This is a genomic window from Pantoea sp. SORGH_AS_0659 (assembly GCF_031453915.1).
In the GTDB taxonomy this organism is placed as follows: Bacteria; Pseudomonadota; Gammaproteobacteria; order Enterobacterales; family Enterobacteriaceae; genus Pantoea; species Pantoea leporis.
In genome coordinates, this window is the sequence record NZ_JAVJAK010000001.1 from 2,267,128 (window position 1) to 2,282,369 (window position 15,242).

Sequence of the window (15,242 nt, forward strand, 5' to 3'; positions counted from 1 at the left end):
AAATAGCGACCCAACAAAAGAAAAGGCGGCTCTGTTGAGTCGCCCTTTTTACTACGCGGTGATACGAATAATTTTTTGCGTCATGCTCATGGCGGAATCAAATGGGCCGGTATTGCGCACGATTTTCACCATCACGCTGGCGCCCACCCACAGCTGATACAGGCTTTCCGCCACACGGCTCGGTTTATCATCGATAGACAGCGAACCTTCCTCAACACCCGCTTCTAGCGCATGCGCCAGTCGCGCGATAATGCCGGCCGTGCCGGTCTGTAGCGTGCCGCGCATGCTATCCGAGAGATCGGCAACTTCCGCGCCCAGCTTCACCGCCAGACACTTGCCCTGACAATCGGAGAACGATTGCGATTCACGCCACAGCTGCCAGTAGTTCATCAGCCGCTGCGCCATCGTCAGGCCCGGCTCGCTCAAGGTCGCGTCTAGCTCAGCCAGATAATCATCGAAATAGCGCGCCAGCATATCCACGCCAAAAGCCTCTTTCGAGCTGAAGTAGTGATAGAACGAGCCTTTTGGCACACCGGCATCGGTGAGGATTTCATTTAATCCGACAGCCGAAAAACCCTTGCCGGCCATAATGCGTTGGCCAGTGGCAAGGATGTGATCGCGGATTTCATTGTTATGCAATTGGGATGTAGTCGTCATAGCGTTAGATTACCAAATACTAGACCAGTCGTCTAGGCGCTAAGCATGCGTTTACTGCTGCGATAAGGGAGGCGGACAGCGGTTCGCCTCCCGATGCGTTTATTGCGCCAGTTGCTTGATCAACTGTTGCGCCGTCTCTGCTGAAGACGTTGGGTTTTGTCCGGTAATCAGCAAACCATCGCTGACGACATAGGAACTCCAGTCCGCGCCTTTCGAATACAGACCGCCCTTCGCAATCAGTTCGTCTTCCACCAGGAAAGGCACCACCTGAGTCAGGCCGACCGCTTCCTCTTCGCTGTTGGTAAAACCGGTGACTTTACGGCCTGCTACCAGCGGGTTTCCTTGCGGGGTTTTGACGTGGCGCAGCACGCCCGGCGCATGACACACCAGTGCAACGTGCTTGTTGGCGGCCAGGAAGCCTTCGATCAGCGCGATTGAGTGCTGATCTTCTGCTAGATCCCAGAGCGGACCGTGACCGCCTGGGTAAAACACCGCGTCGAAATCGGCTGGCGATACGCTGTCCAGACGCACGGTGGCGGCGAGTTGCGCGGTTGCTGCTGCATCCGCTTCAAAGCGATGCGTGTGCTCCGTCTGAAAATCGGGCTCATTGCTTTTAGGATCTAACGGCGGGTTGCCCCCTTTCGGTGACGCCAGCGTGATTTCTGCGCCAGCATCTTTGAAGGCGTAGTAAGGCGCGGCCAGCTCTTCCAGCCAGAAACCGGTTTTGCGGCCGGTGTTACCCAATTGGTCGTGTGAGGTTAGAACCATCAGAATCTTCATCATCCATCTCCTGCTTGCTGGGTTTAAACTTCTAAACTAGACCAGTCGTCTAGCGCTTGAATTCAAAGTAACAGCTAATAGACCAGTCGTCTAGAGGTTAATTCATTTTATTATTGAAATGGAATGCGCTGCTGTTTCTTACCTTTCGATCCGCTTCAGCGTACTCTGTCCCGGTTTGCCCTTTCTCACGGAACCGAAAAAATCATGTCCACCCTACGATTACTCATTTCTGACTCACACGATCCCTGGTTCAACCTCGCAGTAGAAGAGTGTATTTTCCGCCAGATGCCGACAACGCAGCGCGTGCTGTTTCTCTGGCAGAATGCCGAAACCGTGGTTGTCGGTCGCGCCCAGAATCCGTGGAAAGAGTGCAACACGCGACGCATGGCGGAAGACGGCATCAAGCTGGCACGACGCAGCAGCGGCGGCGGCGCGGTATTTCACGATTTGGGCAACTGCTGCTTCACCTTTATGGCCGGTAAACCGGAATACGATAAGTCAGTCTCCACGGCGATTATCCTGCGCGCGCTGGAACAGCTCGGCATTCCGGCAACAGCCTCCGGTCGCAACGATATCGTGGTGAATGTAGATGGCGAAGTGCGCAAGATTTCCGGATCTGCTTACCGTGAAACGCCGGATCGCGGTTTTCATCACGGCACCTTTTTGATGAATGCTGATTTGTCGCGTCTCGCCGATTACCTCAATCCAGACATTAAAAAATTACAGGCGAAAGGCATTACCTCGGTGCGATCGCGCGTGGCCAACATTGCCGATTTGGTGCCAGGCATCAGCTTTGAGGCGATCTGCCATGAGGTGATTGCCGCTTATTTCGATTACTACCAGGAAGAGTGCGAGCCGGAGCATATTTCCCCGGCCGCACTGCCTGATTTGCCTGGTTTTGAAGAGCAGTTTGCGCGGCTAAGCAGCTGGGAATGGAATTTTGGTAACGCACCGGATTTCTCGCATCTGCTGAATGAGCGTTTTGTCTGGGGCGGCGTTGAGATCCACTTTGATGTCGAACGCGGCGTGATTTCTCGCTGCCAGATTTTCACCGACAGCCTGAACCCTTCGCCATTAGAAACGCTGGCGTTGCGTCTGCAGGGCGCGGTGTATCGACCTGAAACCGTATTGGCGCAATTAGCGCAGTTGAAAGCAGAATATCCTCAGCAGATGAATGAGCTGAGCGAGCTGGAAAGCTGGCTGGTGGCGAGTGTGAGCTAAGCGTAAATTGGTCGCCATAAATGGCGACCAAACATTACTTATTCTTGGGCTGTGCGACTAAATCCGGTTCTTTGCCTACCAACATCAATGTCAGACTAAACGACATAATAAGCGCAATGGCGACGCCGGAAATGGCCCAGATAAAGTACGGGCCAATATAGGCCGGCAAACTGAATATACTGGAAAGAATATAGCCGTATAAACGCACGCCAAAGAAACCGATAAAGGCCGAAGCCAGCGCGCTGGAAACCGTTGCCGCAATAAAGGCTTTTTGGTAGCGCGTTAGCACGCCAAACAACGCCGGTTCTGTAATGCCTAATAATGCTGAAATGGCGGCTGAAAGTGTGACCACTTTGTCCTGACGATTTTTAGTCAATTTCCAGATAGCAAATGTAGCTCCGGCAATCGACATATTTGCCATAAACATCATCGGCATCAACATGTCATAACCGCGATCGCTGAAATTCTGCAGCGCAATCGGTGTCATCGCGTGATGCATGCCGGTTAGCACCGCAACGGGGCGAATGGCACCGACAATTAAGCCAGCAAAGCTCGCTGAGATACTGAATAAGCCCTCAATAAACAGCGCCAAACCTTTGCCAAGCCAAATACCCATCGGGCCAATTACCACCAGCGCGGTTAATGCCGCCAGGAACAGCGTTAAGGTTGGGGTAAATACGGTTTTCAATACTTCCGGCATAATACGATCCACCCCGCGATGGATATAGCTGAGAGCCAGAATAGAGAAGATGACCGGGATAACGCTGGAAGCATAATTAAATACCGAAACCGGCAGCACGCCCATCAGCCAAAATGCGCTTACTGCGCCCTCCTGATGCGCCGCCAGCGATTTTGCCGCATCGATTAAAGAGGGATACATTAAACACGCCGCCACGGCTGCAGCTAAATACTCGTTGGTTTTAAATATTTTGGCGGCAGAGACCGCTAAAAAGAACGGCAGGAAATAGAACACGCCGCTGGCGATTAAATCAATCACCATCACCGTATCGCTTTTGGCCGAAACCAGCTGTAACGCCACCAATCCGGCTAGCAAACCTTTGATCATCCCGGCGCCAGCAATGGCGGGAACAATCGGGCCAAATACGCCCGAAACGGTATCCATAAACAGCGATACCAGGCTTTTGCGCGCTTTCTCGTTTTGCGCGGGCTGAACGCCGTCGTTATTTAATACCGGAACGATTTGCTCATACCAGCTATTGACCTTGGGCCCGATAATAATCTGGAATTGTTCACTCTGCATTTGCGCGCCCAATACGCCGGGCAAGGTTTTAATTTCGCTCTGGTTAACTTTATTGTCATCAATAAGGTCAAAGCGCAGACGCGTCATGCAATGCCAGACTTTATTGATATTATTCTTCCCACCCACTAAGTGGATTATATTATTTATTACTTCCTGCGTTCCCATACGTGCTCCTGAGGGAAGAAAAACAGCCTGATGAAATCTGCACTGGATGGTAATAAATGACACTCAACAAAACAAACCAATAAATCATGACTGCGATCACAAAACCCGCTGCAACAGAGCCATTAAGTTTTAAAATGGAAAATTGGTCTGTTTTATCGCGATAAATACTCTTTTTTACTGACCAATATTTATTGGCTGAAAAAGGGTTTGCGTCTCAATAAAAACCCGGTAATGATACGCCAAAATAGCTTATCAACAGGCCTTGAAATTGAGCGCAGTGACCGCGCCACAGGAGTATTTCACGTGACCCCAACCCTTATTGAAAGTATTGAGTGTTTTATTACCCGCCCCGATCGCCATAACCTTATTACCGTACGTGTTACCACCAATAAAGGGATTACCGGTCACGGCTGCGCCACCTTTCAACAGCGCCCTTTGGCGGTAAAAACCATGGTGGATGAGTATCTGGTGCCGCTATTAGTTGGACGCGATGCCAACAATATTGAAGACCTGTGGCAGATGATGAACGTTAATGCCTATTGGCGTAACGGGCCGGTGACCAACAATGCCATTTCGGGCGTGGATATGGCGCTGTGGGATATTAAATCGCAGTTAGCCGATATGCCTTTATATCAGCTGTGGGGCGGCAAAGCGCGCGATGCGATTGCAGCTTACACCCATGCCAGCGGTGAAACGCTGGAGGAACTTTATACCTCCGTTGATAATGCCTTAGAGAAAGGCTATCGCCATATCCGCTGTCAGCTGGGCTTTTACGGCGGAACACCGAAAGAACTCCACGCACCGGAAAATAGCACCTCCGGCGCTTATTACTCGCAGCAAGAGTACATGACAAATACGGTCGAGATGTTCCGCGCGTTGCGGGAGAAATACGGTCACTGTTTTGAAATATTGCATGACGTGCATGAGCGCTTATTCCCGCAGCAGGCCATTCAGCTGGTAAAACAGCTTGAGCCATATATGCCCTATTTCCTTGAGGATGTGCTCCCACCCGCGCAAACTGGCTGGCTAGCGCAGTTGCGTCAGCAAAGCGCGGTGCCGTTAGCGTTAGGCGAATTATTTAATAATCCCGCAGAATGGCACGAGTTAATTGTCAATCGTCGCATCGACTTTATTCGCTGTCACGTCTCGCAGATTGGTGGTATTACGCCGGCATTGAAACTGGCGGCACTGTGTCAGGCATTTGGTGTGCGACTGGCATGGCACGGACCGGGCGATATGACGCCGATTGGCGTGGCGGTTAATACACATCTGAATATTCATCTGCACAATGCTGCGATTCAGGAATTTATTCCACGCTCAACGCTGACGGATGCCATTTTCCCTGGCGCGCCGGAAATTAAAAATGGCTATCTCTATCCGCCGCAAGCATCAGGTATTGGCGTCGGCTTTGATCAGGCGTTAGCGGAAAAATATCCGGTAGTTTATCGTCCGCATGAATGGACGCAGAGTCGCCTGCCAGACGGCACCATGCACACGCCATAAGTTAGCGCTGTTGCTGGCGGAAACGCAGATTATCCGGGTTGTGCGGAATCAGATAGGTGCAGGTGTAATGAATATCAACGATGTCGCTGATTTCATACACCTGCCCGCCCTGCAAAATACCACGATTAATAATGTGCATCGCCGGACTGCCTTTTTTACAACCCAGTAGCGTCGCCTGTTCGCGGTTAACGCTAATCGCACGATAGCTGGTGAGTAAATGTGAGATTTCGTAGCCTTTGGACAACACATATTGCTGTATCGAGCGCTCAATAATCTCACCGTTGAGATCGGTAAATAAGGTTGCGGGCATACGCGATATTTCAATTTGTACTGCCACATTATCGACATAGCGCAGGCGGGAAAACTCCCAGATAAAGGCGTTGTCGTTAATGGCAAATACCTGTTGCTCATCACTATCGGGGCGTCTTTTACGCAGGCTAAGTGAGCGGTAATGCATCTGATCAAAGCGCTTTTCGGTGATCGAATTATAAACCAGCGGGTTATTACGCACCGTTTCATTAATCCAGATACCTGATCCCTGCACGATACGTACCGCGCCGATACTCACCAGTTTCTCCAGCGCCTGGCGGATAGTGAAACGCGATACGCCATACTCTTCGGCCAGTTGGCGTTCAGGCGGTAATTTGCGTGGCGCGGAGGTATCTTCCTGATAGATCTTGCTCAGCAAATCCTGGGTAACGAACTCTTTCTTTTTCATTGGATTACCCTCCTCCGGTGTTTTATCCGCAGATGATAACACGATGTTATAAGGAGGAAGGGTTAGGTGCCCATGAATGGCGGCTCTACAGGCTTTTCTGCACCAGAAACGCAATCAGCGTTGCATCCCGCTCGCCCATCAACGCTGGCAAAGCCTTGTTATCGCTGACGGAATCGCCTTTGTGCAACCGTTCATTATCCATACGCACAATGCCGTCCAGCACGCTGACCCAGCTGGAAAAGCCTGCATGCTGTGGCACATCCACCTGTTTGCCGCGCTCCAGTTTCAGGTCATAAATGTATACCGCCTGATTCAGCGCCAGCGGCGCCTCGCTGCCGTGCGGCCCTGCCAGTAACGTCCATGAGTTTACTGCCGCACCGTCCGCACGGGTAAAGGTATTGACCTGCGGCTCACCGCCGGTTTGCGCTGGAATGATGGTGGCCTGCAACATCTCGGTTTCGATAAAAGGCGCAGACTCGGCAAAGCGCATGCCGCTACCGGCACTCAGCAGCAGCGCGCGTTTGGCGTTAAGGGAGTGCGTTTCACCCTGCTCGGTGCTGTGCAGCAGCGAACCGCGCCAAACGTAGCTGAAAATCTCGCTATCCTGATGAGAATGCAGCGGGATAGTGGCATCCAGTTGCAGCGTCATTTGGTCGACAATCGCCAGCGGTCCAAACGCTTCACCGGGACGCTGACGGCGAATGGTGAAAGGACCATATTCAAACAGCTGATCGCGTTGGGCGCGCAGGATGTTCATGATGTTATTCCTTGATGATTTTTTCTGTCCACCATCATAGAGGTCTGAAAAATCATGAACAGCAGGCAAAACTGCTCGCTTAAATCAAAAAAACTGAACAACGATAAAGCGCCGAAATAATCAGGTTGGGTTAATGTTTTTATTCATCGCCAGTACAGCTTCAATTGCGTAAAATAGCCGCTTTATTCTGTGAGTGTAATAATCATGAACCGAAGCGAACAGATCCTGGCCGCCGCCGAGCAATGCATGCGGCTGAAAGGCTTTCACCAGACATCGATTCAGAATATTGCCAGCCAGGCCGACGTCAGTATTGGTTTAATTTATAAATACTATAAAAACAAAGAGGCGATCATTGAGGCATTAGTCACCAATGTGGTGCAGCGGATGATCACGCTACTCAATGCCGACTTTGAACGTATCGCGCATATGAAAGGACATTATCACGAAGCGGAGGATATTGTGCCGGCGGCAGTGGAAAACAGTATTATTCTGCTGATGGAAGTGTCATCTGAAGCCACGCGTAATAATCGCATCCAACAAATCATGCTCGATGCCTGGCATGATCTTAAAAATAATTTTATTGCTCAGGAGCAGACGCTGCACCCCGAGCAGGACGCCAATGCCATTCACACCCGCTTATATGTGATGTCGCTGATTATTGACGGCATTATTATTCGCCGCTGCATGAAGCAGCGCGATATGGCGTCGGGCTTTATGCCGTTTTTCAATGCGGTGGTGAATGATGTCTATCCGCACGGGGCGGTGTAAATTCAGCCGAACAGATGCTGGCTGAGAACGCCGTTCACCCGCTGCATTTCACGTTGGTCCAGGTCGCTATCGACGAAGGCGCGACAGGCGACGCCATCGACCAGCAGCAATAAAAATTGAATGCGATTGGCGCGCTGTGTTGGATCGATATCAGGTTGTTGCGCGCGAAAAATAGCCGCTAACTCAGCAAGTAATAATTGCTCCTGCTGGGCCAGAATGGTACGCACCGATTCATTACGCGACGCCTCAGAATACATTTCCAGTAATAATTTCCGGTCCTGACTCGGCCAATGCTGCCAGAATGGCGAATCAGCGTTGATAATATCCTGAGTCGATTGTTGTGCGGGCAAGTGTTGTATTAAAAACAGGCGCCAGTTCTGCGCGATGCTTTTTATTGTTTCCATCACAATAAGCTCTTTACTGCTAAAGTAACGATATATTTGCCCTGCCCCTAACGCAGATTCACGGCTAATATCCGCCATGCTGGCGCCATGAAATCCGGAGCGACTAAAACAGACTTTCGCCGCAGAAATCACCTGCTGCTGACGCTGTAAGAGAAAATCGTCATGTTCAGAGTGACTCACATTGGCTCCGAAAAAGAATTTATCGTTTATTCCCGTCATCATACGTGATGCGTTTCCGGTGAGAAACCCAGACAATGTTTCCAATTCTTGCTTCCCCGCACGCAGGCATTGTAGCGGCGCAATTTATTGCGCGATAAATCGCGCCGCTACGAAAAGTGCAATTATTGCGCGCTCATTATTTCAGATTCTTTCAACGCCGTGCCGCCACCCATCACTTTATAGAAGGTGATCAAATTCAGGTAATAGGCTTGCTGCGTACTCACCAGATTGGTTCGGGCACTGTACAGAGTGCGCTGCGCGGTTAACGCATTGAGGTAGCTATCAACGCCGTTGCGGTAGCGCAGATCCGCCAGATGATAATAGGTTTGCGATGCCGCTACATTACGCTGCTGACTGCTGAGCTGATCGTTGATGGTGCCACGACGCGCCAGCGCATCCGCCACTTCCTGGAAGGCGGTTTGCACCGCTTTCTCATACGCCGCTACGTAATACTCTTTCTGTGCTTTGGTGTATTTCAGGTAAGAGACGTTGTAGCCGCCCTGGAAAATCGGCAGCGAAATGCTCGGCGCAAATGACCAAATACCCGCCCCGTTTTTAAACAGCGTCGACAGATCGCTACTGCCGACGCCGCCGCTGCCCGTCAGCGTAATGCTCGGGAAGAAGTTGGCACGCGCCGCGCCGATACTGGCGTTGGCTGACTTGAGATTATGCTCGGCTTGCAACACATCAGGACGATTCAGCAAGGCATCTGATGAGACGCCCGCTGGTACCTCGCGCAGTGCGTTACCGATCGATTCAATGCTGTCAGGCAGCAGGTTCTCCGGCACGCTGCGGCCCACCACCAAATCCAGCGCGTTTTTATCCTGCGCCACCAGCGTGCTGTAGCTGGCGACATCGGCCTGCGCGGACTGATAGGTGGTTTCCGCAGACGACACATCCACCATTGAGGCGATACCATTTTCCATCTGCTTGCGCGTCACCTGCCACGATTGTCGCGCGCTCTCGGCGGTCTCCTTGGCAATCGCCAGATTGCTGCGATCGGCGGCGAGCTGCAGCCAGTAATCCACGGTGTTGTACAACACCGTCAGGCGCGTGCTGCGTGCGCCCTGCAGCGTGCCGAGATAGGTTTCATACTGCTCGCGCGTCAGGCTCTGGTTTTTGCCAAACAGATCGAGTTCAAACGAACTGACGCTGCCTTCTGCTGAATAACTGTTGCTGATGGCGGTTTGATTGCCTTCGCCTGTTAACGCGCGCGAACGCGTGCCGCTCACGCCGGCGCTAATAGCCGGGAACAGATTGGCGCGCTCTTCACCGTATTGCGCATGCGCGGATTTAACGCTGGCCACCGCTTCACGCAAGTCGCGGCTGCTATCCAGCGCCATCGCCACCACCTGCCGCAGTTTGGCGTCGAGCACATAATCCTGCCAGCTCAGGTCGCGGTAGTTGCTGGCTGGTGTGCCTTGCAATGAACGATAGGCTTCACCGCTCGGCATCTGGCTGCTGACCGCGCCTTGCGGGCGCTCATAGTGCGGATCGAGCGACACACAACCCGACAGCAGCGCGGGAACCAATACCATTAAGAGTTTTGCCGACATGTTATTCCCCCGCCTTGGCCACAGATGCATGATTATCGTCATGCGGTATCGCCGGGAACACGCGACGCACCAGAACAAAGAACAGCGGTACAAAGAAGATCGCCAGCAAGGTAGCGGTCAGCGTGCCGCCAATAATACCAGTACCAATCGCAATACGGCTGTTGGCGCCCGCGCCGGTGGAAATCGCAAGCGGCAATACGCCAGCGGTAAATGCCAGCGAAGTCATAATGATGGGCCGCAGGCGCATCGATGCCGCGTGCGTCGCCGCCTTCACCAGGCTTTCCCCTTTGCGGTAATTGTCTTCGGCGAACTCAACGATCAGAATCGCGTTCTTCGCCGACAAGCCAATGATGGTTAACAGCGCCACCTGGAAGTAGACGTCGTTTTCCAGCCCGCGCAGGCTGATCGCCAGCAGCGAGCCGATCACCCCCAGCGGCACCACCATCATCACCGAGAACGGCACCGACCAGCTTTCATACAACGCCGCCAGGCACAGAAACACCACAATCAGCGAGATGCCATACAGCGACATCGCCTGGTTGCCGGAGAGTTTTTCCTGATAGGACAAGCCGCTCCACGCAAAGGTGGTGCCCGCCGGCAACTTCGCCGCCAGTTTTTCCATCGCGCTGATCGCATCCCCGGAACTCTTGCCGGCCGCCGCCGAACCTTCGATTTCGTAAGACGCGAGGCCGTTATAGCGAGACAGTACATCCGGGCCATACGCCCACTCTGAGGAGGCAAACGACGCAAACGGCACCATGGTGGTATTGCTGTTGCTATCGCTGCCGCGCACGTACCAGCGATCGATATCTTCCGGCTTGCTGCGGAACTGCTGATCGCCCTGCATGTAAACCTTCTTCACGCGGCCACGATCGGTGAAGTCGTTGATGTAGCTGCCGCCAATCGCCGCACTGAGCGTGTCGTTGATGTCGCTGATGGTGAGACCCAGCGACTGCGCTTTTTCATCGTCGATATTGACCTGCAGCTGCGGCAAATCCGGCAAGGTGTTGGCACGCACCGCGCTGAGCAGCGGATCCTGATTGGCTTCAGCAATCAGCTGATTGCGCATTTGCAGTAGCTGATCGCGCCCGGTGGCACCACGCGCCTGCAGCTCAAAGGTGAATCCGTCTGACTGCCCTAAACCGGACACCGACGGCGGCGACAGCACGAAGATCTGCGCATCACGAATGCTGGCAAGATTGGCCATGGCACGCGCGGCAATGGCATCGGCACTGTTTTCAGCACCTTTACGCTCGCTCCAGTTCTTCAGCGAGATAAAGCCAATCCCGGCGTTCTGGCCGCTGCCGGCAAAACTGAAGCCATTCACCAGCATACTGACGTTGATGTTGTCTTTTTCTTTGGTGGCGAAGTATTCCTGCACCTGACGACGAACCGCGCTGGTGCGGTTTTCCGTCGCGCCCGGTGCCAGCTGGTATTGCACCATGATATAGCCCTGATCCTCAGTCGGCAGGAAGCCGGTCGGCAAACGCATATACAGCACCGCGCAACCGATCAGCAGCACCGCGTAGAGCAGCAGATAGCGCACCGAACTGTGCAGCACATGACCCACGCCGTTGTGATAACGCGCCTGCACGCGCTCGTAGCTGCGATTGAACCAGCCGAAAAAGCCCTTTTGGCCGCCTTCTTCGTTGTGCGGTTTGAGCAGCGTGGCGCACAACGCCGGCGTCAACGTTAACGCCACGATCACCGACAGCACCATCGATGACACAATGGTGATGGAGAACTGACGATAGATAACGCCGGTTGAGCCGCTAAAGAAGGTCATCGGCAGAAACACCGCCGACAGCACCAGCGCGATACCAATCAGCGCGCCGGTGATCTCTTTCATCGATTTCTCAGTGGCCTGACGCGGCGGCAAACCCTCTTCGCGCATCACACGTTCGACGTTCTCCACCACCACGATTGCGTCATCCACTAACAGCCCGATGGCGAGCACCATGCCGAACATGGTTAAGGTGTTGATCGAGTACCCGAACAGTGACAGCACGCCAAAGGTTCCCAGCAACACCACCGGCACGGCAATCGCCGGAATCAGCGTGGTGCGGATGTTCTGCAGAAACACGAACATCACGATCACCACCAGAATCACCGCCTCGATCAGGGTTTTCACCACCTCTTCAATCGAGATTTTCACGAAGTCGGTGCTGTCGAGCGGATACGCCACTTCATAGCCCGGCGGCATGCTGCTGCGGAACTCGTCGATGGTGGCTTTCACCTGTTCGGCGGTTGAAAGCGCATTGGCGCCGGACGCCAGTTGCACCGCAATCCCTGAAGCCGGATGACCGTTCGCCAGCACGTTGGCGCTGTAATCCTCGTCACCCATTTCCACGCGTGCCACATCACTCAGATGCACCACCGAGCCGTCGCTTTGGCTTTTCAACACGATATTGCGGAACTGTTCCGGCGTTTGCAGACGTGAACGCGAACGCACGGTCGCCACCAGCTGCTGCTCTTTGCTGGCCGGTTGCGCGCCCAGCTGACCGGAGGAAACCTGGGTATTCTGGCTCTCCAGCGCGCTGGTCACATCGGACGGCATCAGCGAAAAGGAGGCGAGTTTGGCGGGATCGAGCCAGATGCGCATGGCGTATTCGGCACCAAACACCTGCACGCTACCGACGCCCGGCACGCGCGCCAGCGTATCTTCCATGTTGCTGACCATGTAGTCCGCCACATCGGCCGAGGTGCTTTGGTTGGTTTTATCGTACAGCGCCAGAATCAGCAGGAAGTCGCTTTGCGCCTTCTCCACCGTCACGCCTTGCGTGGTAACGGACGTCGGCAAGCGGCTTTCGGCCTGCTGCACTTTGTTCTGCACCTGCACCTGCGCAATATCCGGATCGGTGCCCTGCTGGAAAGTGACGCTGATTTTTACCTGGCCGGTTGAGGCGGTGCTGGTGGAATCGAAATAAAGCAAGCCGTCGAGGCCGGTGAGCTGCTGCTCGATCACCTGCGTGACGCTGCTTTCCAGCGTTTCCGCCGACGCGCCGGTGTAAGTGGCCTGAATACTGATCTGCGGCGGTGCGACGTCGGGATATTGCGCAATCGGCAGGCTTTTAATGCTGAGCACGCCAAACATCATGATGCAGATGGCAATCACCCAGGCGAATACCGGGCGGCGAATAAAGAACTGAGCCAACATAATTACTGGCCTCCGCTGCGGGCGCTGTTTGGCGTCACTTCAACTGCTTTTACCGTCATCCCGGCCTGCACTTTGGCGGTGCCTTCGACAATCAGCTTGTCGCCGCTGTTTAAACCGCTGGTCACCAGCCAGGTGTTGCCGATAACCCGATCGGTCACCACTTCCCGGCTTTGCACTTTGTTCTCGTTATCCACCACCAGCGCCGTGGCGTTGCCCTTAGCATCACGCGTGATGCCCTGCTGCGGGGCCAGAATCGCATCCTTTTTAACGCCGTTAGTGACGCTGGCGCGCACATACATGCCCGGCAACAATTCATGCTGCGGATTAGGGAAAATAGCGCGCAGCGTAACGGTTCCGGTGGCTTCATCAACCGCCACTTCAGTCAGTTCCAGCTTGCCGGGATGATCGTAATTGCTGCCGTCTTCCAGTTTTACCGTTACTGGCACCACATCGCTGCTCTGCTGGAGGGAAGCCTGCTGACGCTTCAGTTTCAGCAGTTGCACGCTGGATTGCGTGAGATCGACATAGATCGGATCGAGCGCGCGAATGGTCGCCAGCGCCGTGGTTTGCGCCGAGGTCACCAGCGCGCCCGGCGTCACTGACGAGATGCCGATGCGGCCAGAAATCGGTGCTTTGATTTGCGTGTAGTTGAGGTTGATGCGGGCGCTTTCGACGGCGGCACGATATTGATCAACCGACGCCACGTTCTGTTGATAGGTTGCCAGCGCATCGTCGGCATCCTGACGCGATACGCCATTCTCTTTCACCAGCGCGCTATAGCGCGCGGATTTTAACTGGCTGCTTTTCACTAACGCCTGCGCATTTTTCAACTGCGCAACGGCCTGATCGTAGCTGGCCTGATAGCTGGCTGCATCGATTTGATACAGCACCTGACCGGCTTTGACTTCGTCGCCTTCGGTAAACAGGCGCTTCTGGATGATACCGTCCACCTGCGGACGCACTTCCGACACCATGCTGCCCACCACGCGTCCGGTGAGTTGACTATCGAGCGTCACCGACTCAGTTTGCAGCGTTTTCACGCTGACTTCGGTGGTCATGTCGCCCGCTGGCGGGGCGCTATTTTGGTCACAGGCGGCGAGCAATAACACCAGCCCGGCGATGGCCGTGCGCTGAAAATTCTTCATGAATAATCCTGTAGTGAACGTTCATTCTCAATCTTGAGTCTACCAAATCGCGGATGTGGGCGTATGTCAGGAAAATGAAAAGAGCGCTCCTGAAAAGCGATAGCAGAATAGCGTCCTCTTTGATTGAGGATTTTTAAAGGTTAAATCGCGATAGGTTACAAAGTGTTGCTAACGATAATGAGTTATAACCACTAATGCAAATGATTATTATTTACATGAAAGTAAACGTTAACCCGATGCGCGGTCTTGCATGCGCACCCTACGAAAAATTATGTACCACTTTTAACGCCAGCTGCGGGCTGGTTAACGGCTGACTATCGGCGCTAAACAGCCTGGACGCCGCCGCCATGGAAACCTGGGCCAGCGCCACATGATCTGCGCCCTGCTGCTTCCCGTCTGCCACCGCATGCGCAATCATCTGCAGATACGCATCCTGATGACCCGCTTTGAACGCCGCCCATGCGCCAGGAATCAGCTGCACAACAGGATGCTGTTCAACCGGCAGCGTCGCTGGGCAAAACAGCGCGCGCGTCGCCGCCAGCGTGGATTCCGCCGCACACAGCACCAGAGATTTTCCCGGCAAACGGCACACCTCATCGGCCAGCATGCGATCGGTGCGATACACCGGGCAATCATGCCCTTCAACACAAAAACCATCGGCAACCGGACCCAGCGTCGAGCAGGTAATCAGAATCGCGTCGAACCACGGCGTCAGGCTGCGTAACAGCTGTTCCAGTTTTTGCTGCTGCGAAGCGGTCATGCCACCGGTCAGCTCCGCTTCCGCCAGCAAATGCGGCATCACGATATGACTTAGTGCGCCGTTGCTCATGCCCAATGAGTGCGCGGCGTCATCGAAAATAGCGATATTACTGGCGGCGGTATGCAGGCAGGCGATAGTCATAGAATTCCTGATTAGTGGCGTCTCTTAGGG

General features: G+C 53.8%; 13 protein-coding genes. 3 read left to right on the forward strand and 10 right to left on the reverse strand.

What is annotated here, in order from left to right:
• Positions 1–51 precede the first annotated feature (51 nt).
• Both Q3H59_RS10550 and Q3H59_RS10555 read right to left on the reverse strand, forming a co-directional pair.
• A complete protein-coding gene (locus Q3H59_RS10550) occupies positions 52–657 on the reverse strand; it encodes a TetR/AcrR family transcriptional regulator (RefSeq protein WP_309834696.1) in 606 nt (201 codons plus the stop codon).
• A 99-nt stretch (positions 658–756) separates the two neighbouring features.
• Complete coding sequence (locus tag Q3H59_RS10555) at positions 757–1,437, reverse strand: type 1 glutamine amidotransferase domain-containing protein (RefSeq protein ID WP_309836674.1); 681 nt, start codon at positions 1,435–1,437, stop codon at positions 757–759.
• Positions 1,438–1,641: 204 nt separating this feature from the next.
• Here Q3H59_RS10555 and Q3H59_RS10560 point away from each other — a divergent pair, with 204 nt between their 5' ends.
• Entirely contained in the window at positions 1,642–2,658 is a 1,017-nt protein-coding gene (locus tag Q3H59_RS10560) for a lipoate--protein ligase A (protein WP_309834698.1), read from the forward strand.
• 34 nt (positions 2,659–2,692) lie between these two features.
• Here Q3H59_RS10560 and Q3H59_RS10565 read toward each other — a convergent pair whose 3' ends face one another.
• Positions 2,693–4,084 (reverse strand): PTS transporter subunit EIIC, encoded by a 1,392-nt coding sequence (locus Q3H59_RS10565; protein WP_309834700.1) that lies wholly within the window; start codon positions 4,082–4,084, stop codon positions 2,693–2,695.
• Positions 4,085–4,387: 303 nt separating this feature from the next.
• Between Q3H59_RS10565 and Q3H59_RS10570 the strand changes: the two genes are divergently transcribed.
• On the forward strand, positions 4,388–5,587 hold the full coding sequence (locus Q3H59_RS10570) for an enolase C-terminal domain-like protein (RefSeq protein ID WP_192233810.1): 1,200 nt from the start codon (positions 4,388–4,390) through the stop codon (positions 5,585–5,587).
• Between the two features lies 1 nt (position 5,588).
• On the opposite strand, the gene Q3H59_RS10575 is transcribed toward Q3H59_RS10570, so the two are convergent.
• Together Q3H59_RS10575 and Q3H59_RS10580 are read right to left on the reverse strand one after the other, a co-directional pair.
• The gene (locus Q3H59_RS10575) at positions 5,589–6,305 is read right to left on the reverse strand and encodes a GntR family transcriptional regulator (protein ID WP_309834702.1); all 717 of its coding nucleotides are present in this window, start codon (positions 6,303–6,305) and stop codon (positions 5,589–5,591) included.
• A gap of 85 nt (positions 6,306–6,390) precedes the next feature.
• Positions 6,391–7,062, reverse strand: a complete 672-nt coding sequence (locus Q3H59_RS10580) for a pirin family protein (RefSeq protein ID WP_309834704.1) — start codon at positions 7,060–7,062, stop codon at positions 6,391–6,393.
• Between the two features lie 204 nt (positions 7,063–7,266).
• Here Q3H59_RS10580 and Q3H59_RS10585 point away from each other — a divergent pair, with 204 nt between their 5' ends.
• On the forward strand, positions 7,267–7,830 hold the full coding sequence (locus Q3H59_RS10585; protein WP_217546678.1) for a TetR/AcrR family transcriptional regulator: 564 nt from the start codon (positions 7,267–7,269) through the stop codon (positions 7,828–7,830).
• A 2-nt stretch (positions 7,831–7,832) separates the two neighbouring features.
• On the opposite strand, the gene Q3H59_RS10590 is transcribed toward Q3H59_RS10585, so the two are convergent.
• The 5 genes from Q3H59_RS10590 to Q3H59_RS10610 form a co-directional block, all read right to left on the reverse strand.
• A complete protein-coding gene (locus tag Q3H59_RS10590) occupies positions 7,833–8,498 on the reverse strand; it encodes a TetR/AcrR family transcriptional regulator (protein ID WP_309834708.1) in 666 nt (221 codons plus the stop codon).
• A gap of 77 nt (positions 8,499–8,575) precedes the next feature.
• The gene (locus Q3H59_RS10595; protein WP_217546680.1) at positions 8,576–10,009 is read right to left on the reverse strand and encodes an efflux transporter outer membrane subunit; all 1,434 of its coding nucleotides are present in this window, start codon (positions 10,007–10,009) and stop codon (positions 8,576–8,578) included.
• A gap of 1 nt (position 10,010) precedes the next feature.
• Complete coding sequence (locus Q3H59_RS10600; RefSeq protein ID WP_192411870.1) at positions 10,011–13,166, reverse strand: efflux RND transporter permease subunit; 3,156 nt, start codon at positions 13,164–13,166, stop codon at positions 10,011–10,013.
• 2 nt (positions 13,167–13,168) lie between these two features.
• Positions 13,169–14,311 carry an efflux RND transporter periplasmic adaptor subunit gene (locus Q3H59_RS10605; RefSeq protein ID WP_309834712.1) on the reverse strand — a complete coding sequence of 381 codons (1,143 nt, stop codon included), beginning with the start codon at positions 14,309–14,311 and terminating at the stop codon, positions 13,169–13,171.
• A 259-nt stretch (positions 14,312–14,570) separates the two neighbouring features.
• Positions 14,571–15,212 carry a glutamate racemase gene (locus Q3H59_RS10610; RefSeq protein WP_309834714.1) on the reverse strand — a complete coding sequence of 214 codons (642 nt, stop codon included), beginning with the start codon at positions 15,210–15,212 and terminating at the stop codon, positions 14,571–14,573.
• Positions 15,213–15,242: the final 30 nt, after the last annotated feature.